The sequence below is a fragment of the Streptomyces cavernicola genome (genome assembly GCF_029968035.1).
GTDB classification, from domain to species: domain Bacteria; phylum Actinomycetota; class Actinomycetes; order Streptomycetales; family Streptomycetaceae; genus Streptomyces; species Streptomyces cavernicola.
This window is the reverse complement of record NZ_JASCIQ010000025.1, coordinates 76,458-94,887: the sequence shown is the minus strand read 5'-3', so window position 1 is coordinate 94,887 and position 18,430 is coordinate 76,458. Positions and strand designations below refer to the sequence as shown.

Below are 18,430 nucleotides of genomic sequence, written 5' to 3'. Positions count from 1 at the left end.
GGACGTTAACGGCCCGCGTCGATCCGGTCCATGGGCAGCCAGAGCACGGTGTCGGGTGTCACAGCCGCCCCAGGAGTGCGCAGCCGTGTCACTTCGGCGTCGCTCAACGCCCGGTTCCACACCCGTACTTCGTCGAGCGAACCGGCGAAGTGGCCCCGGCTGTCGACGCGTTGGCCGATGTGCACACCGAACCCCGAGGTGCGGCTCACCGAGCCGGGCACGGCCGGTACGGCGGTCCTCGCGCCGTCGACGGTCAGGCTGAACTCTTCGCCCGTTCGGCGCAGTACGGCGTGGTGCCACTTGCCGTCGTTGTACGCCGACGTGCTGCGCACCACCGCCGAGCGGGACGGGGAAGCGCCGTTCCGTGCGGTCATCAGGCCGGTGATCCGCCCGGACGCGGGCTCGCCGCGCAGCCACACCTGCGGCTGCGTGGTGCCGACCCCGCCCATCCAGAACAGCGGATGCTCCCCGCTCGCCGCCGAGTAGCGGAACCATACGGACGCCGTGAACTCGTCGTCGTACAGCGGGAGTTGGGCTCGGTAAGGCAGGCGTACCGCGTCGTCCGTGCCGTCGAAGGAGAGCGCGCCGCCGTAGCGGCCCGCCGTCTGCCGGGCGCCGCCGAGCACCGCCGCACCGGACGCGCCGGTCGCCTGGTCGGGGGTGGTCGGGTCGGGGCCGCGGCGCGGCTTCAGCCAGTCCTCGGTGAAGCGGGCGAAGCGGATCTCGTCGCGCGCGTCGACCGCGCCGCCCTCGTAGAGCAGCCCGACCCGGTCCGCGCCCTCGATGGCCACCAGGTCGGAGTAGCCGGACCAGTCCGTGGACACGACCGTGCCGCGGTCCACGCTGTCCCAGGTGCGGCCCCCGTCGTACGAGGAGCGCACCATCATCGTGCGCCGCCGGTCCGGGTCGGCCGGGCAGGACAGCAGCATGCGGCTCGCCAACCCGACGGTGGCGCACTGCACTTGGGGCGCGTACAGGTCCGGGATCGCGCGGAACTTGCCGTCGAAGCTCGCGCCGCCGTCCCGGCTCACCGCGTGGCTGCGGTGGCCCAGATCGGTGCCGTCCTGCTCGCGCCCGCTGACGTAGATCTCGCCGTCGCCGCGCTCGGTGAGCGTCACCTCGGAGGGCTTCTGGCGGAACGTGCCGTCCTCGGCGATGGGCCAGGAGTCGGTCGCGCCCACCTTCCAGGTGTCGCCGCCGTCGTCGCTGGTGATCAGGGCGGCGTGGTTGGCGGTGACCCGACTGCCGTTCCACGTCTCGGTGTTGACGCCGAAGACCAGGCGGCCCGCGTGCGGTCCGCGCTCCAGCTGGATGCCGTGCACCGGGCCCGTCGCGTACCAGGAGTTCCAGTCGGCGGGCAGGATCTGGTCGCTCAGGTCGCGCGGCTTCGACCAGGTACGGCCGTCGTCGTCGCTGTACTGCAGGTGCGGGGTGCGCTCGCACGGCACGTCGCAGTTGCCGCCGCCGGGCTTGCCCGGGTTCCAGGTCTCGGCGAGCAGGATGCGGCCGGTCTCGCGGTCCACCATCGGCGCGGGGTTGCCGTGCGTGTCGCCCGCGCCCTCGTTGACGACCTGCAGCGGGCCCCAGGTGCGGCCGCCGTCCGTGGAGCGTTTGACGACGAGGTCGATGTCGCCGGCGTCCGTGCAGTCGTTGACCCGGCCCTCGGCGAACGCGAGCAGGGTGCCTGCTTTTGTCTGTACGACGGCGGGGATGCGGTAGCAGGCGTAGCCCGGGTCCTGGGAGGCCTTGAAGAGGACCTGCTGCGAGAAGTCCGCCTGCTCGGGGGCGGCTTGGGCGCCGGGTGCGGTGAGGGGGGCTGCTGCTGCGAGGGTGGCGGCGGTGAGGGTGGCGAGGAGGGGGCGTAAGGCCCTTCTGGGACGTGCTCTTCGGAGTCTTGTGCGGAGTCGTGTGCGGAGTCCGGACGGCATGCTGAGACCTGCCCTTCGAGCGGTCCTGGCGGTGTCTGATCTCACGTCATCTCACGTCATCCGGACATCCCACGTCCAATGTCCGGGTCACAGACGGTACTTGGGGTGGGAGGCGTCGACAAGAAGTCGTGCGCGGGGGATCGGGGTGCTGTTGCTTCTCCCCTCCCCGCCCCTTCCCGAAAGTCCTCAGCGGACAGCTCCGGGGGCCGCGCCCCCTGCCCCCCGCTCCGGGGCTGCCGCCCCCGGTCCCCGCTCTCGGGGCTTCGCCCCCCGCCCCCGGTGGTTCGTTCGGCTGCTGCGCCGTCGTGGTTGCTCGCGCCCACGCGGCGGAGCCGCTTATGTCACAGCCCCGCGCCCCTTGAGGTGCCGCCCCTGGTTGTTGTTTGGCTGCCGCGCCGTCGTGGTTGGTCGCGCAGTTCCCCGCGCCCCTTGGTGTTGCCCTGGCCGTCGTTCGGCTGTCGCGAAGTTCCCCGTGCCCCTTGAGGTGCCGCCCCGGTCGTTGTTCGGCTGCTGCGCCGTTGTGGCTGGTCGCGCCCACGCGGCGGAGCCGCTTATGTCACAGCCCCGTGCCCCTATAGGGGCACGCCCCGCCCTCGGTCGTCCTTCGCCTGGCGCGCCGTCGTGGTTGGTCGTGCCCATGCGGCAGAGCCGCAGATGTCATAGCCCCGCGCACCTGTCGGGGCCCCGCAGAAATCCAGCCCCTCCGGCGTTTGAGATGGGGGTCCCCCCTGCTCGAGCGCAGCCGAGAGCTTGGGGGGGTCCGGGGGCTGGCCCCCGAAGCGCCGCAGCCACGCGGCGGCAGCCGCATATCAGGCACAGCCGGGAAGGGGCGGGGTGGGGAGGAGAAAGGGTCAGCCCGCCAGGACTCGAGTCGTGAAGCCGGACAGGTTGGTGTTCATTCGGTGGAGGCGTTCCTCCAAGGTCAGGGACTCCTCGTAGCGCGTCGTCCGGAGTTTCGGTTCGCGCTTGCCGCGTACGTACAGGGGGCAGGCCAGGTCGGCGCAGATGTACGTGCCGACCGTGTTGCCCTCGCGGCCGCGGGCGCCCGCGAGCGGGGCGGCGAGGAGCGTGACGCCCGAGGAGGCGTGGGCCGTCAGGCAGATCTGGCAGAGGCTGGACTTCACCGCGCTCGTGCGGTTGACCGACGGCACCCGCAGCGAGATCCCGAGCGGAGCCTCGTCCGCGCCGCGCGGCACCACCAGGTGGGCGCGGAGCGGGGCGCCCGGGTCGACCCAGCCGAGGAAGTCCAGGTCGGCCCACGGGAGTTCGGCGAAGTAGAGGGGCAGCTTGAGGCGGGCCGCCTCGCCCTTGGTGCAGTTCACGAAGGACGAGCGGATCTGTTTTTCGGAGAGCGGTTCCACGGGCGATGACCTTACGTACGGCCACCGCCCCCGCGCATCCGGATAAACCCGCGTATCCGGACGGACGTGCACGCCGGGCCCGGCCGGCGCAGGGGGCGCTCCTCACCGGCCGGGACCCCGCCGCCGCGTAGGCGGGCGCTCGCGTCAGCCCTGACCGGCCGTGGCCTGCAGGGCAATGCGATGGTCGCCCGCGTACACGTTCATGGACGTACCGCGCAGGAAGCCCACCAGGGTGAGCCCCGACTCGGCCGCCAGGTCCACGGCGAGAGAGGACGGTGCGGAGACCGCGGCGAGCATCGGGATGCCCGCCATCACCGCCTTCTGCGCCAGCTCGAAGGACGCGCGCCCGGACACGAGCAGGATCGTGCGGGCCAGCGGAAGCCGGCCGTCCTGCAGGGCGCGGCCGACCAGCTTGTCGACCGCGTTGTGCCGCCCCACGTCCTCCCGCACGTCGAGCAGTTCGCCGTCCCCTGTGAACAGCGCCGCCGCGTGCAGGCCCCCGGTCCGGTCGAAGACCCGCTGGGCCGCCCGCAGCCGGTCGGGGAGGACGGCGAGCAGTTCGGGGTCGATACGGAACGGGGGAGCGCTGCCGTTCCCGTGGTCCGTACCGGTCGCGTCGTCGATGGGCCAACGCGCCGTCGTACGCACCGCGTCCAGGCTGGCCTTGCCGCACAAACCGCAGGACGACGTGGTGTAGACGTTCCGTTCGAGGGTGATGTCGGGGAGCACGACACCGGGGGCCGTGGAGACGTCCACCACGTTGTAGGTGTTCGAGCCGTCGGCCTGAGCGCCCGCGCAGTACACGATCGAGCGCAGCTCCTCCGCCGAGCCGAGCACGCCCTCGCTCACCAGGAACCCGGCGGCGAGCGCGAAATCGTCGCCCGGCGTGCGCATCGTGATGGCGAGGGGCTTGCCGTTGAGGCGGATTTCCAGCGGCTCCTCCGCGACCAGCGTGTCCGGGCGGGTGGAGACCGCCCCGTCCCGGACACGGATGACGCGGCGTCGCTCGGTGACGCGTCCCATGAGGTGATCAGTCCCGGTTCTGTACGTGTCGGTAGCCGAAGCGGCCCTTGATGCAGAGGTTGCCGTGGGTCACCGGGTTGTCGTGCGGCGAGGTGACCTTGACGAACTCATTGTCCTGCACGTGCAGCGTCAGGTTGCAGCCCACACCGCAGTACGCGCACACCGTGGTCGTCTCCGTCTGCGCCGACTCGTCCCACGTACCGGCCTCCCGCATGTCGAACTCGCTCTTGAAGCTGAGCGCGCCCGTCGGGCACACCTCGATGCAGTTGCCGCAGTACACACAGGCGGAGTCGGTGAGCGGGGCATCGTGCTCGACGGCGATCCGGGCGTCGAAGCCGCGCCCGGCGACCGCGATGGCGAAGGTGTTCTGCCACTGCTCGCCACAGGCGTCCACGCACTTGTAGCAGAGGATGCACTTGTCGTAGTCGCGTACGTACAGGTCGTTGTCGACCTTCGGGGACTCGTTCAGGCGGGCCGCGTCCGGGCCGAAGCGGTCGGGCTTCGCGTCGTACTCCTGCAGCCACTCCTCGACGCGCGGCGTGGTCGACAGGTCGACGGAGGACGCGAGCAGTTCGAGAACCAGCTTGCGGCTGTGCCGGGCCCGCTCCGTGTCCGTACGCACCTCCATGCCCGGCTCCGCCTTGCGGGAACAGGCCGGGGCGAGGGTGCGCGCCCCCTCGACCTCGACGACACACACCCGGCAGGCGTTCTTCGGGGTGAGCGTGTCGCCCTGGCAGAGCGTCGGCACGTCCTTGCCCGCGGCCCGGCAGGCGTCCAGGACGGTGGACCCCTCGGGGACCCGTACCGGTTCGTCGTCGAGCGTGAACTCCACGAGACGACGCGGCGGCTGCAGCGGAATGGCGGTCATGCGTAGGCTCCCAGACGGTCGACGGCGGACTCGAAGCCGGGCAGCCGGTTGGGGATGGCGCCCATGTCGCCGCCGCCCTGCACGTTGTTCTGCCCGCGCAGCGGCTGCACGCCCGCGCCGTACCTGCCGACGTGGCCGGTGAGCAGTGACAGGTTGATCAGGGCGCGGACGTTGTCGGTGCCGTTGTGGTGCTCGGTGATGCCCAACGTCCAGCAGAGTTGGGCGCGTTCAGCCGTCGCGTAGGCGTGCGCGAGGTCGCGGATCGCGGCGGCCGGCACTCCGGTGACCTTCTCGGCGAGGGACGGCGTCCAGGGTTCGACGAGGGCTCGGTACTCCTCGAAGCCGCTGGTGGCACGCTCGATGAACGCCTCGTTGTGCAGGCCCGCGTGGATGATCTCGCGGGCCACGGCGTGCGCGAGCGGGATGTCGGTGCCGACGTTCGGACCCAGCCAGGACTCGGCCCACTCGGCGGTGGAGGTACGGCGCGGGTCGACGGCGTACATCCGCGCCCCGTTCCGTATCCCCCGCAGCACGTGCTGGAAGAAGGTCGGGTGCGCGAAGCGGGCGTTGGAGCCCCACATCACGATCAGGTCGGTGTGCTCGACCTCCTCGTACGAGGAGGTGCCGCCGCCCGAGCCGAAGACGGCGGAGAGTCCGGCCACGCTGGGCGCGTGGCAGGTGCGGTTGCAGGAGTCCACGTTGTTGGTGCCCATGACGACCCGCGTGAACTTCTGCGCCACGTAGTTCATCTCATTGGTCGCGCGGGCGCAGGACAGCATCGCGAACGCGTCCGGTCCGTGCTGCACGCGCGCCTGGCGGAACCCTTCGGCGGCCTTCGCGAGCGCCTCGTCCCAGGTGGCGGGCCGCAGCGGCCCGCCCTTCACGTCACGGACCAGGGGCTGGGTGAGCCGCGTGTACGTCTTCGGGGCGCGGTCCCGCTTGCGTGAACCCCCATTCCGCGTACGGCCGTTGCCCCCTCCTGGTGGTGGTGCCGACGGTGGTGGTGCCGGCGGTGGTGCCGGTGGTGGTGTCATGCCGCGCTCCTTGTCGGCGGGGCGGTCTGGTGGGCGAGCAGGTCGGAGAGCGCGTGCACGGTACGGAGCGTGGGCACCGGGACGCCGCTGACGCCCGCGAGTTCGACGACGGCGGCGAGCAGCACGTCCAGCTCCAGGGGCTTGCCCTTCTCCAGGTCCTGGAGCGTGGAGGTGCGGTGGTCGCCGACGCGTTCGGCGCCCGCGATGCGCTTCTCCACCGAGATGCCGGGCCGGCAGCCCAGCGTGTGCGCGACGGCCAGGGTCTCCTGCATCATCTGCTCGATCACCTCGCGGGTCGTGCCGTGCAGACACATCTGCCGCATGGTGGCCCTGGTCAGGGCGCTGATCGGATTGAACGAGATATTGCCGAGGAGCTTGATCCAGATGTCCTCGCGCAGCTCGGGCTCGACCGGGCACTTCAGGCCGCCCGCCTGCATGGCCTCGCTGAACTCCAGGCAGCGCTTGGACACGGACCGGTCGGGCTCGCCGATCGAGAACCGGGTGCCCTCCAAGTGCCGTACGACGCCCGGCCCTTCGAGCTCCGTCGCCGCGTACACCACGCAGCCGACGGCCCGCTGCGGGGCGAGCACCGCGCTGACCGAGCCGCCGGGGTCGACGCTCTCGACGCGGTGCCCGTCGTGCGGCCCGCCGTGCCGGTGGAAGTACCACCAGGGGATGCCGTTCTGGGCGGCGATCACGCTGGTGTGCTCCTGGAGCAGAGGCGCCACGAGCGGCCCGCACGCCGCGTACGAGGTCGCCTTCAGGCCCAGGAAGACATGGTCGACCGGGCCGATCTCGGCCGGGTCGTCGGTGCAGTGCGGCCGCGCGGTGAAGTCGCCGCGAGGGCTGAGCACACGCACTCCGTGCTGCCTCATGGCCGCCAAGTGCGGTCCACGGGCGATGAGATGGACATCGGCGCCGGCGCGGTGCAGCGCGGCCCCGACGTAGGCGCCGATCGCTCCGGCGCCGAGAACTGCGACTTTCACGGTGTGGCTCCTGTCGGTTGAGGGGACCGAGGAGTTGAAGCACCGGGAGCGCTTCAAGGGAGTCGCACGGTGTCGACGAAATATTGTCTACAGTATGGGGGTTGGGGCGGCAAGGGTTCGCGCAGCACCTTGCCGAGCGTTGACCCGGCGCCTTCACGGACACGTCCCGAGCCCCTGAACGCCGTTGTCGGCGGACCGAACGTCGTTCGCGCTCTTCCCAACTGCCCTGCGGCGTTCCTAGAGTTCGCGACCATGACCACCCCGCCTCTCGCCCCGCCGGGATGGAGCCGCTGGCTGGTGCCGCCGGCCGCGCTCTCCGTGCACCTCTCCATCGGACAGGCCTACGCCTGGAGTGTGTTCAAGCCGCCGCTCGAATCGGCCCTCGGCCTCTCCGGCACCCAGAGCGCGCTGCCCTTCCAGCTCGGCATCGTGATGCTCGGCCTCTCCGCCGCGTTCGGCGGCACCCTCGTCGAACGCAACGGCCCGCGCTGGGCGATGACGGTCGCGCTGTGCTGCTTCTCCTCCGGGTTCCTGCTCGCCGCGCTCGGCGCCGTCACCGAGCAGTACTGGCTGATCGTGTTCGGCTACGGCTTCGTCGGCGGCATCGGGCTCGGCATCGGCTACATCTCGCCCGTCTCCACGCTCATCAAGTGGTTCCCGGACCGGCCCGGCATGGCCACCGGCATCGCCATCATGGGCTTCGGCGGCGGCGCGCTCATCGCCTCGCCCTGGTCCTCGCAGATGCTGGCGTCCTTCGGCACGGACAGCGGCGGCATCGCCCTCGCGTTCCTCGTGCACGGCGTGACGTACGCGGTGTTCATGACGCTCGGCGTGCTGCTCGTCCGCGTCCCGGCCGGGGCCGTCGCCGAGGCGGGGGAGCGGGGTGCTTCGGCGGGGGAGCGGGGCGCCGTGCCCGCGGGCCCGCAGGTCTCCGCCCGGCAGGCCCTCCGTACGCCCCAGTTCTGGCTGCTGTGGCTCGTCCTCTGCATGAACGTCACCGCGGGGATCGGCATCCTGGAGAAGGCCGCCCCGATGATCACGGACTTCTTCGCCGACACCCCGACCCCGGTCTCCGTCCCCGCAGCGGCCGGCTTCGTCGCGCTGCTCTCCGCCGCCAACATGGCAGGCCGCCTCGGCTGGTCCTCCACCTCCGACCTCATCGGCCGCAAGAACGTGTACCGGCTCTACCTCGGCGTCGGCGCGCTCATGTACCTCCTCATCGCCCAGTTCGGCGACGCCTCCAAGCCGCTGTTCATCTGCTGCGCCCTGGTGATCCTCTCCTTCTACGGCGGCGGCTTCGCCACCGTCCCGGCGTACTTGAAGGACCTGTTCGGCACGTACGAGGTCGGCGCCATCCACGGCCGGCTGCTCACCGCCTGGTCCACGGCCGGCGTGCTCGGCCCGCTGATCGTCAACCATGTCGCCGACTCGCAGGAGGCCGCGGGCAAGAGCGGCCCCGGCCTGTACGGGCTCTCGTTCACGGTGATGATCGGCCTGCTGCTCGTCGGCTTCGCCGCGAACGAGCTGATCCGGCCCGTCCACGCCCGCCACCACCACGCACCGGCAGGAGCCGGGCCCGCCCCCGTCCCCGCCCCCGGGAAGGAACCCGATGCTGCGCCCCGACGCAAGGCCTGACCGCCGCGCCCTGACCGCCTTCGCCTGGCTGTGGGTGGGGCTTCCGCTCGCGTACGGGCTCTACGAACTCGTACGGAAGGCGACCCAGCTGTTCACCGGGTGAGCCGCGGCGGGCCGCGGCGGGCCGGGCTTTTGCCGTACCGGCAAGTTTTCTGGGTGCGGCGGGGGAGGCCGGGGCACGGTGGCCCCATGACCGACGACATCGCAGCGGGAACGCCCGCGTCCGAGACCCCCGACGGCTACCTCGGCGACCCCGGGGTGCGGGCCGAGTGGGACGACAGGTACGCCGACCGACAGCAACTGTGGAGCGGCCGGCCCAACGGCGCGCTCGTCGCCGAGGTCGCCGGGCTCACCCCCGGCCGCGCCCTCGACGTCGGCTGCGGCGAGGGCGCGGACGCGATCTGGCTCGCCCGCGGCGGCTGGGACGTGACCGCGGTCGAGGTCTCCGGCGTGGCCCTCGACCGGGCGGCCGTGCACGCGGCGGACGCGGGGGTCCCGGTGCGCTGGGTGCACGCCGAACTGACCGAGGCGGCGCTGCCGTCCGGCTCGTACGACCTGGTCTCCGCCCAGTACCCGGCGCTGCTGCGTACGCCGGAGGGGGCGGCCGAGCGTGCGCTCCTCTCCGCAGTCGCGGCCGGGGGCGTGCTGCTCGTCGTCCACCATGTCGTGGACCCGGAGCACGCCCGGGAGGCGGGCTTCGACCCGGCCGACTATGTCCTGCCGGACACGGTCGCGGCGCTCCTCGGTGTGGACTGGGAGGTCCAGGTCTCCGAGCGGCGGCCGCGGGTGATCGAGGGCGGGGCGGGGGCCCACCACCACGAGGACGTGGTGCTGAGGGCACGCCGGCTCCGCTGAGCTTTTCCCCACCCCGCCCCTTCCCGAACTGGGGCTCCGCCCCAGACCCCGCTCCTCAAACGCCGGAGGGGCTGGATTCGGGCTGAGGTGGGGCCCCGATAGGGGCGCGGGGAACTGCGCGACCAGCCACGACGTAGCGGGCAGCCGAACAACGACCGGGGTCCGGGGCGTAGCCCCGAGGCTGTTCGGCAGGGGGAGTGGCGGCTCGACGGGCAGTCCACGTGCGGCAATGGTGTGAAAGCTCCAATGACTGCGGCCGAAAACTGTCACCTTGCGTGCCGTCGTACCCGTGAGTCGCTAACAAGACTGGGCCTCCTGTTCAGCACCCCGGCGTCGGAGAGGCCCCGCACCATGTACGGCACGAACGGCACGCGTATCACCGCGGTCGGCCACCACCAGCCCGCGAAGGTGCTCACGAACGCAGACGTGGCCAAGCTCGTCGACACCAGCGACGAGTGGATCAGCAGCCGCGTCGGCATCCGCACCCGGCACATCGCGGGCCCCGAGGAGCCGGTCGACGCGCTCGCCGCGCAGGCCGCCGCCAAGGCTCTCGCCGCCGCGGGCCGCACCGCCGAGGAGATCGACCTAGTCGTCGTCGCCACCTCCACCGCCGTGGACCGCTCCCCGAACACCGCGGCCCGCGTCGCCGCCCGCCTCGGCATGCCCTCGCCCGCCGTGCTCGACCTGAACGTGGTCTGCGCCGGGTTCCCGCACGCCCTGGCCACCGCCGACCACGCGATCCGCGCCGGTTCGGCGACCCGCGCGCTCGTCATCGGCGCCGACAAGATGTCCGAGGTCACGGACTGGAGCGACCGTACGACCTGCGTCCTGGTCGGTGACGGTGCGGGCGCCGCCGTCGTGGAGGCCGTGCCGGACGGCGAGGAGGCCGGCATCGGCCCCGTGCTGTGGGGCTCGGTGCCGGAGATGGGGCACGCCGTCCGGATCGAGGGCACGCCGCCCGTCTTCGCGCAGGAGGGGCAGAGCGTCTACCGCTGGGCGACCACTCAACTCCCGCCCATCGCCCGCAAGGTGTGCGAGCGCGCCGGCCTCCGCCCCGAGGACCTCGCCGCGGTCGTCCTGCACCAGGCCAACCTGCGCATCATCGAGCCCGTCGCCGAGCGCATCGGGGCCGTCAACGCCGTCGTCGCCCGGGATGTCGTGGAGTCCGGCAACACCTCGGCCGCGAGCATCCCGCTGGCCCTGTCCAAGCTGGTCGAGCGGCGCGAGATCCCGCACGGGGCGCCGGTGCTGCTCTTCGGCTTCGGTGGGAACCTGTCGTACGCCGGACAGGTCGTGCGCTGCCCGTAACGGCCGGATTCGGCCACTGTGACGAGCCCGACTCCCCTGTGTACTGGCCATTGTGCTCGGTAGACTGTAGACGATAGCCAACGTGAGTAGCGGCGGCTGCGTCTGTGGCGGTCGCTCCTGAGCGACGAGGGGGACCGCGATGTTGTCCACAGGACTGCCGCACGGTGCCGTGCCGAAACTGGAGCGGCCGGGCCCGCTGCGCGAGCGGGTCTACGAAGCGCTGCTCGAACTCATCACCACCCGCGCCCTGCGCCCCGGCCAGCACCTGGTCGAGAGCGAACTCGCCGGGCACCTCGGGGTGTCGAGGCAGCCGGTGCGCGAGGCGCTGCAGCGGCTCAACACCGAGGGCTGGGTCGATCTGCGGCCCGCGCAGGGCGCGTTCGTGCACGAGCCGACGGAGGCGGAGGCCGATCAACTCCTCACGGTCCGCACGCTGTTGGAGGCCGAGGCCGCCCGGCTCGCCGCGGCCAACGCCAACTCGGCGGGCATCGCCGCGCTCGAGGAGCTCTGCGCGGGCGGCGAACAGGCCGTCGCCGACGGCGAGGTGGACAAGGTCGTCGCGGCCAACGCGGCGTTCCACGCCAAGGTGATGGAGCTGGCCGGCAACCTCGTCCTCGCGGAGCTCGCGGGGCAGGTGGACCGGCGGGTGCGCTGGTACTACACGCCGGTGGCGCGGCAGCGTGGTGAGCAGTCGTGGATCGAGCACCGGGAGTTGATCGCGGCGATCAGCGAGCGGGACGAGGAGCGGGCGACTCGGGTGATGCGGGCGCATACGGAGCACACGCGTGCCACGTACCACGAACGCACCCGCGCCCCCCGAGCGACCGAGGGCTAGCCCTTCGGGCTTTTTGGATCCCCTCCCCGCCCCTTCCCGGCTGTGTCCGATATGCGGCTGCCGCCGCGTGGCCGCATACGGCATCGGGGGCCAGCCCCCGGACCCCCTCCCCCAAGCTCTCGGCTTCGCTCGAGCAGGGGGACCCCCATCTCAAACGCCGGAGGGGCTGGATTCAGCCCCGACAGGCCTGGTTTTTAAGGGGCGCGGGGAACTGCGCGACCAGCCACGACGGCGGGAAAGCCGAACGAACACCGCCGGAGGCTTTCGGGAAGGGGCGGGGTGGGGAAGGATCAGTGCGCGTGGACCAACTCCACGTACCCCTGCGGGAGTTGGTCGAACGTCAGCTTCGTGATGCTCACCGGACCCGAGCTGTAGGAGTCCTCACCCTGGATGCGCCCCTCCGCATCCACCGGCCACAGCAGCAACTGACGATTCACGATCAGATAGTCCGCCGACTCGTCGTCGACGGGAAAGCCGTGCGCAGCCGCGTACGCCCCGGGATAGATCTGCTTCAGCAGGCCCTCCGTGACGAGGCAGTGGTCGTCGACCACGAGGCGCTCCATCTCGTACTCCAGGACGTTCGTGTTCGAGGCGACGAAGTTCGCGTAGTACGTGCGCACCCCCTCCGTCGTCTTCGGGCCGAAGTCCTTGCCGCCGGTCCAGAAGTGGTAGTCGGGCTCGGGCGACAGCGTCGCCATCAGGCCGTCCAGGTCGGCCGCGGCCTCGGCCTTCATGTGTTCCAGGACCACACTCAGCACGACCCGGTGCCGCTCGTTCGTGGTGGCGGCGAGGCGTTCCTCCACGAGGGACCAGGTGCGCCGGGGGTCGATGACGGGAGTCGTGGGTGTGGTGGTCATGGTGGGGCCCTTTCTGCCGTGTCCGGACGATTGTGCTCGGCCCCTTCCGCGCCGCGCAGCAGACAGGTGTCGGGCGATCCGCTCTCCCGGCCGACGCCCGTCTGAGCCCCCTCGTCCGCCGCTCATCGGCCCACCCGCCCGCTACCCCGCCCCCAGCTCCCCCGAAGACAGCGCCATACGCCGCAGCATCAGGATCAGCGTCGCCATGAAGCGGTCGATCGAGCTGCCCAGATCCCAGCCCATCTCCCGCTCCACGCGCAGCAGCCTGCTCGCCACCGTGCTGTGGTGGACGTGCAGTTCGGCGGCGGTACGGCGCAGCGAGCCGTACACGCAGAACGCCTCCAGGGTGTCCACGTCCTGCGCGCCCGCCGCGGACGAGGAGGCGAGCGCGTTGATACGGGCGATGCCGCGCTCGGCGAGCAGCCGGTCGAGCGGCATGTCCGCGAGCAGGTCGAGCGGGCCGAGCCCGGAGTACGTCACGGCCCGCCGGCCGTGCACCGTGGACGAGGCGAAGCGCAGCGCACGCCGCGCCTGGGCCCAGGACGTCGGCGCCGCGTACACCCCGACCCGCTCGCCGATCCCCACCCAGGGCCCGCGCCCGCCGCCGGGCCGCCCTGTGTGGACAGGTCGCCGCTGAGCGCGGTGTGCAGCTCGTCGCAGAGGCGGCGGGTGTCGCACGGGGTCTGCGTCAGGACCGCCGTCAGGTTGCCGATCGGGGCCGAGCGGATCAGCGGACCCGGGCAGAGCCGGGCGATCAGCTCGGCCACCGGGCCCACCCGGTCCGCGTACACCGCGAGGACCCGTACGTCCCGGCTCGGGTCGAGGCCGGACAGCTCGACCGCCCGCACCCGGTCGGCCCGCCGCTCCTCCGCCGAGAGCAGCACCTCGACCAGGGCCGGGTCGCCGAGCCGCAGACCGGCGCGCGGCACGGGCGGGCCGGCGTCCAGGACACGCAGCGTGTGCGCCAGGCGGTCGAGCAGCACCGGGTCCAATTCGTGTGCGGGGCCCGGACGTTCGAGCCATACCGTGCCGTCGCCGCCGCCCGGTGCCGCCGCCGAGTGCGGTCCCGGCTGCGGTCCTGGCTGCGGTCCTGGCGGTGGTTCTGGCTGTGGCTCGCCCCGGCCGTCGTACCGCACGACCCGGCCCGAAGGGCGGCGGGCGCCGACCACGCACCCGGCGAGCAGCGCGGCCGAGCGGATCACGGCCTCGGCGTCCGCGGGGCCGGCGTCCGAGGGCTCAGCGCCTGGAGGCTCAGCGCCTGGAGGCTCAGCGCCTGGAGGCTCGGCGCCTGGAGGCTCGGCGCCTGGAGGCTCGGCGCCTGAGTCCTCGGACGCCGCCCCCTCCGCGAGCGCGTCGAAGTGCGCCACCACCCGCATCGCCGAGGCCGCGTCGGAACCGAGTTCGGCCATCCGCAGTCGCTGCTCATCACCCATCGCCGCAGCGTAATGACCGGGTTCGAGGGGGCGGAACAGGCCCCTCCCCGGCCCCGTCCCCGGACGCGCCCCCGCACCGGCCCGCGAACCGGCTCCCGGACCGGGCCCCGGACCAGCCCCGACCCGGCTTTGTCCTGTCGCAGGAAAAAGTCATGGGTAATTCCTGCGCAACTTCTTCCCGCCTCCGGCAGCCGCTGCTACGTTCCCCTCGAAAGCCAGCCCCGACGGCGGCCCGCAGCGGTCGAAGAAGGGGCGGCGGCGGCCGATGACGACGGCCGACGGTGACCGGCGATGCCTGTCGACGGCGGGAGGGGCGGCGTGAGACGGATGACGGCACGACCCGCGAACGCGCACCAGGCGCGACTGCTCCGCCTGCTGCGCGACGGCGGCCCCAACTCCCGGGCCCAGCTGGGCGATCAGGTCGACCTCTCCCGGTCGAAGCTGGCCGTCGAGGTGGACCGGCTCCTGGAGACCGGCCTGGTCGTCGCCGACGGGCTCGCCGCATCCCGCGGCGGACGGCGCTCGCACAACATCCGGCTCGCGCCCGAACTCCGCTTCCTCGGCGTCGACATCGGCGCCACCTCCGTCGACGTGGCCGTCACCAACGCCGAGCTGGAGGTGCTCGGCCACATCAACCAGCCCATGGACGTACGCGAGGGCCCGGTGGCGGTCTTCGAGCAAGTCCTTGCCATGGCCGCCAAGTTGAGGGCTTCCGGCCTCGCCGAGGGCTTCGACGGCTGCGGCATCGGGGTGCCCGGACCCGTCAGGTTCCCCGAGGGCGTGCCCGTCGCCCCGCCGATCATGCCCGGCTGGGACGGCTTCCCGGTGCGCGAGGCGCTCAGCCAGGACCTCGGCTGCCCGGTCATGGTCGACAACGACGTGAACCTCATGGCCATGGGCGAACAGCACGCCGGAGTCGCCCGCTCCGTGGACGACTTCATCTGCGTCAAGATCGGTACGGGCATCGGCTGCGGCCTCGTCGTCGGAGCCGAGGTCTACCGCGGTACGACGGGCTCCGCCGGGGACATCGGCCACATCCAGGTCGAACCCGACGGACGCCCCTGCGCCTGCGGCAACAAGGGCTGCCTGGAGGCGCACTTCAGCGGCGCCGCCCTGGCCAGGGACGCCGAGGAGGCCGCCACCCAGGGCCGCTCGGCCGAACTCGCCGGACGCCTCGAAGCGGCCGGAAGCCTGACCGCCGTCGACGTGGCAGCGGCCGCGGCCGCCGGTGACCCCGTCGCCCTCGACCTCATCCGCGAGGGCGGCAACCGCACCGGCCAGGTCATCGCCGGACTCGTCAGCTTCTTCAACCCCGGCCTGGTGGTGATCGGCGGCGGCGTGACCGGACTCGGGCACACCCTCCTCGCCGCGATCCGCACCCAGGTCTACCGCCAGTCGCTGCCCCTCGCGACCGGCAACCTCCCCATCGTCCTGGGCGAGTTGGGGCCCGTCGCCGGAGTCATCGGCGCCGCCCGCCTGATCAGCGACCACCTGTTCTCACCGGCCTGACCGGTACGTACGAGAAACACCCGCCGGTACGTACGACCCGCACGTCACCGCAAGCCGTATGTCGACACCGCACCAGCACAGCGCCCTGCCCTGCTCTGCCCTGCTTGCCCTGAACCGGCCCCGCACTCGCCGAGGGGAACCACCATGGCACCAGAACCATCGCTGCCCGAACCGTCGCCGCCCGATCCCGAGCGACCGCTCCTCACGATGTCCGGCATCACCAAGTCCTTCCCCGGCGTCCGCGCGCTCGACGGCGTGGACCTGGAGGTGCGCGCCGGTGAAGTGCACTGCCTGCTCGGGCAGAACGGCGCCGGCAAGTCCACCCTCATCAAGGTCCTCGCCGGCGCCCACCAGCCCGACGACGGCCGCATCACCTGGCGCGGCGACACCGTCACCCTCAAGTCCCCGATCGCCGCCATGCGCCTCGGCATCGCCACCATCTACCAGGAACTCGACCTGGTGGAGGGCCTGTCCGTCGCCGAGAACGTCTTCCTCGGCCATGAGCCCACCGCCGCCGGATTCGTCGTACGCGGCCGGGAGGCGCGGCAGTCCGCCGCCGGGCTGCTGCGTCGGCTCGGCCACCCCGAGATCGACCCGGCCCGTGCCGTCGGCGAACTCTCCGCCGCGCAGCAGCAGATCGTCTCCATGGCGCGGGCGCTCTCCCACGACGTACGGCTGATCGTGATGGACGAGCCGTCCGCCGCGCTCGACCCCGACGAGGTCGCCAACCTCTTCCGGATCGTCGCCGACCTCACCGCCGAAGGTGTCGCCGTCGTCTACATCTCGCACCGGCTCGAAGAGATCCGGCGCATCGGCGACCGCGTCACCGTCCTCAAGGACGGCCGCGCCGTCGTCGGCGGGCTCCCCGCCAAGTCCACCCCGACCCGCGAGGTCGTCGCCCTGATGACCGGCCGCAACGTCGAGTACGTCTTCCCCGAACGGCCCGTCCAACTCCCGGTCGGCGAAGCCCTGTTGACTGTCCGAGGACTGGCCAGGACCGGGGAGTTCGCGCCCGTCGACCTGGAGGTGCGGCCCGGTGAGATCGTCGGCCTCGCCGGACTCGTCGGCTCCGGACGGTCCGAGATCCTGGAGACGATCTACGGGGCGCGCAAGCCCGATTCCGGTCAAGTGCTCGTCGACGGGCGGCCGTTGCGGACCGGGAGCGTGCGGGCCGCCGTGCGCGCCGGGCTCGGACTCGCCCCCGAGGAGCGCAAGGCGCAGGCGCTGCTGATGCTGGAGTCCATCACCCGGAACGTCTCCGTCTCCTCCATGTCCCGCTTCTCCCACGGCGGTTGGCTCGACCGGGGCGCCGAGTTCACCGCCGCCCGCCGCGCCACCCGCGAGCTGTCCCTCAAGCCCGACCGGCCCGCCGCGCCCGTGCGCACCCTCTCCGGCGGCAACCAGCAGAAGGCCGTCCTCGCCCGCTGGCTCCTTCGCGGCTGCCGGGTGCTGCTGCTCGACGAGCCCACGCGCGGCGTGGACGTCGGCGCCCGTGCCGAGCTGTACGCCGTGATCCGGCGGCTCGCCGACGACGGGCTCGGCGTGCTCCTCGTCTCCAGCGAAGTGCCCGAAGTCCTCGGCCTCGCCGACCGCGTCCTCGTCCTGCGCGAGGGCCGCGTCGTGCACACCGCGCCCGCGCGCGAACTCGACGAACACCGCGTACTCGACCTCGTCATGGAAGGGAGCCCGGCCTCATGACGCAGCCCGCGACACCCGCACGACGGGAAGGACCGCAGCCGCTGCTCGACGGCGGCGGAACCGGTCCCGGTCCCGGTCCCGGTTCCGGGAAGTCCGCCTCCGGCGACGGCGGAGCCTGGCGCGGCCGGATCTTCCGCGCCGACGTACGCACCCTGTCCCTCATCGGCGTCCTCGCCGCGCTAGCCCTGATCGGCGGACTCACCCAACCGGACGCGTTCCTCGCCGCCGGAAACCTGCAACTGGTCCTCACCCAGGCCTCGGTGATCGGCGTCGTCACCGTCGGCATGACCTTCGTGATCACCTCCGGCGGCATCGACCTGTCCGTCGGCGCGATCGTCGCCCTCGCCTCCGTGTGGGCCACGACCGTCGCCACCCAGGAGTACGGCTTCGCGGGCGTCCTCTTCACCGCCGTGATCGTCGGCGTGGGCTGCGGGCTCGTCAACGGACTGCTCATCGCGTACGGCGGCATGGTGCCGTTCATCGCCACGCTCGCCATGCTGGCCTCGGCGCGCGGGCTCGCCCTGCAGATCACCGAGGGCAAGACGCAGATGGTGACCATCCCGTCCGTCCTCGACCTAGGCGAGCGCGACGCGTACCTCCTCGGCGTCCCGCCGCTCGTCCTGGTCTTCGCCGCCGTCACCGTGATCGGCTGGCTGCTCCTCAACCGGACCACGTTCGGCCGCCGCACCGTCGCCGTCGGCGGCAACGCGGAGGCCGCCCGCCTCGCCGGCATCGACGTCCGCCGCCAGCGCCTCTACCTCTACCTGCTGTCCGGCCTCTGCTGCGGCATCGCGGCCTTCCTCCTGATCGTGCTCTCCGGCTCGGGTCAGAACACCAACGGCAATCTGTACGAGCTGGACGCCATCGCCGCCGCGATCATCGGCGGCACCCTGCTCAGCGGTGGTCGGGGCACCATCACGGGCTCCGTGCTCGGCGTGCTGATCTTCACGACGATCACCAACATCTTCGCGCTCAACAACCTGGAGAGCGCGACCCAGCAGATCGCCAAGGGCGCGATCATCGTCGCCGCGGTCCTCGTCCAGCGGCGGACGACCTCCACGCCCTGACCCGTACGTGCCGACCAGCACCGACCCGTACGT

At 72.1% G+C, this 18,430-nt stretch carries 16 protein-coding genes and 1 pseudogene; 8 read left to right on the top strand and 9 right to left on the bottom strand.

What is annotated here, in order from left to right:
• Positions 1-5: 5 nt before the first annotated feature.
• The 6 genes and pseudogenes from QIS96_RS23205 to QIS96_RS23180 form a co-directional block, all read right to left on the bottom strand.
• On the bottom strand, positions 6-1,928 hold the full coding sequence (locus QIS96_RS23205; protein ID WP_282544628.1) for a sialidase family protein: 1,923 nt from the start codon (positions 1,926-1,928) through the stop codon (positions 6-8).
• Positions 1,929-2,779: 851 nt separating this feature from the next.
• Entirely contained in the window at positions 2,780-3,289 is a 510-nt protein-coding gene (locus tag QIS96_RS23200) for an FBP domain-containing protein (RefSeq protein WP_282544627.1), read from the bottom strand.
• Positions 3,290-3,433: 144 nt separating this feature from the next.
• The gene (gene fdhD, locus QIS96_RS23195) at positions 3,434-4,312 is read right to left on the bottom strand and encodes a formate dehydrogenase accessory sulfurtransferase FdhD (RefSeq protein ID WP_282544626.1); all 879 of its coding nucleotides are present in this window, start codon (positions 4,310-4,312) and stop codon (positions 3,434-3,436) included.
• Positions 4,313-4,319: 7 nt separating this feature from the next.
• A complete protein-coding gene (locus QIS96_RS23190; RefSeq protein WP_282544625.1) occupies positions 4,320-5,180 on the bottom strand; it encodes a 2Fe-2S iron-sulfur cluster-binding protein in 861 nt (286 codons plus the stop codon).
• A 17-nt stretch (positions 5,181-5,197) separates the two neighbouring features.
• A pseudogene (locus QIS96_RS23185) lies at positions 5,198-6,124 on the bottom strand (molybdopterin oxidoreductase family protein); the annotation flags it as partial.
• An 86-nt stretch (positions 6,125-6,210) separates the two neighbouring features.
• Positions 6,211-7,200: a 2-dehydropantoate 2-reductase gene (locus QIS96_RS23180; protein WP_282544624.1), complete on the bottom strand. Its 990-nt coding sequence runs from the start codon at positions 7,198-7,200 to the stop codon at positions 6,211-6,213.
• Positions 7,201-7,452: 252 nt separating this feature from the next.
• Between QIS96_RS23180 and QIS96_RS23175 the strand changes: the two genes are divergently transcribed.
• The 5 genes from QIS96_RS23175 (at position 7,453) to QIS96_RS23155 (ending at position 11,833) form a co-directional block, all read left to right on the top strand.
• Complete coding sequence (locus tag QIS96_RS23175; protein ID WP_282544623.1) at positions 7,453-8,835, top strand: OFA family MFS transporter; 1,383 nt, start codon at positions 7,453-7,455, stop codon at positions 8,833-8,835.
• Entirely contained in the window at positions 8,810-8,938 is a 129-nt protein-coding gene (locus QIS96_RS23170) for an MFS transporter small subunit (protein ID WP_282544622.1), read from the top strand. Before QIS96_RS23175 ends, QIS96_RS23170 begins: the two co-directional genes overlap by 26 nt.
• Positions 8,939-9,024: 86 nt before the next feature.
• Positions 9,025-9,690 carry a class I SAM-dependent methyltransferase gene (locus QIS96_RS23165; protein ID WP_282544621.1) on the top strand — a complete coding sequence of 222 codons (666 nt, stop codon included), beginning with the start codon at positions 9,025-9,027 and terminating at the stop codon, positions 9,688-9,690.
• 351 nt (positions 9,691-10,041) lie between these two features.
• Positions 10,042-10,998 (top strand): beta-ketoacyl-ACP synthase III, encoded by a 957-nt coding sequence (locus QIS96_RS23160; RefSeq protein ID WP_282544620.1) that lies wholly within the window; start codon positions 10,042-10,044, stop codon positions 10,996-10,998.
• 139 nt (positions 10,999-11,137) lie between these two features.
• Positions 11,138-11,833 (top strand): GntR family transcriptional regulator, encoded by a 696-nt coding sequence (locus QIS96_RS23155; protein WP_282544619.1) that lies wholly within the window; start codon positions 11,138-11,140, stop codon positions 11,831-11,833.
• A 290-nt stretch (positions 11,834-12,123) separates the two neighbouring features.
• Here the strand turns inward: QIS96_RS23155 and QIS96_RS23150 are convergent, their stop codons facing one another.
• The 3 genes from QIS96_RS23150 to QIS96_RS23140 form a co-directional block, all read right to left on the bottom strand.
• On the bottom strand, positions 12,124-12,690 hold the full coding sequence (locus QIS96_RS23150; RefSeq protein WP_282544618.1) for a hypothetical protein: 567 nt from the start codon (positions 12,688-12,690) through the stop codon (positions 12,124-12,126).
• A gap of 141 nt (positions 12,691-12,831) precedes the next feature.
• Positions 12,832-13,170 (bottom strand): helix-turn-helix domain-containing protein, encoded by a 339-nt coding sequence (locus QIS96_RS23145; RefSeq protein WP_282544617.1) that lies wholly within the window; start codon positions 13,168-13,170, stop codon positions 12,832-12,834.
• Entirely contained in the window at positions 13,167-14,123 is a 957-nt protein-coding gene (locus QIS96_RS23140) for a hypothetical protein (protein WP_282544616.1), read from the bottom strand. The genes QIS96_RS23145 and QIS96_RS23140 overlap by 4 nt, the downstream gene beginning before the upstream one ends.
• A 327-nt stretch (positions 14,124-14,450) precedes the next feature.
• Between QIS96_RS23140 and QIS96_RS23135 the strand changes: the two genes are divergently transcribed.
• The 3 genes from QIS96_RS23135 (at position 14,451) to QIS96_RS23125 (ending at position 18,397) form a co-directional block, all read left to right on the top strand.
• A complete protein-coding gene (locus QIS96_RS23135; RefSeq protein ID WP_282544615.1) occupies positions 14,451-15,632 on the top strand; it encodes an ROK family transcriptional regulator in 1,182 nt (393 codons plus the stop codon).
• Between the two features lie 207 nt (positions 15,633-15,839).
• Positions 15,840-17,330 (top strand): sugar ABC transporter ATP-binding protein, encoded by a 1,491-nt coding sequence (locus QIS96_RS23130; RefSeq protein WP_282544661.1) that lies wholly within the window; start codon positions 15,840-15,842, stop codon positions 17,328-17,330.
• Complete coding sequence (locus tag QIS96_RS23125) at positions 17,327-18,397, top strand: ABC transporter permease (protein WP_282544614.1); 1,071 nt, start codon at positions 17,327-17,329, stop codon at positions 18,395-18,397. The genes QIS96_RS23130 and QIS96_RS23125 overlap by 4 nt, the downstream gene beginning before the upstream one ends.
• Positions 18,398-18,430: the final 33 nt, after the last annotated feature.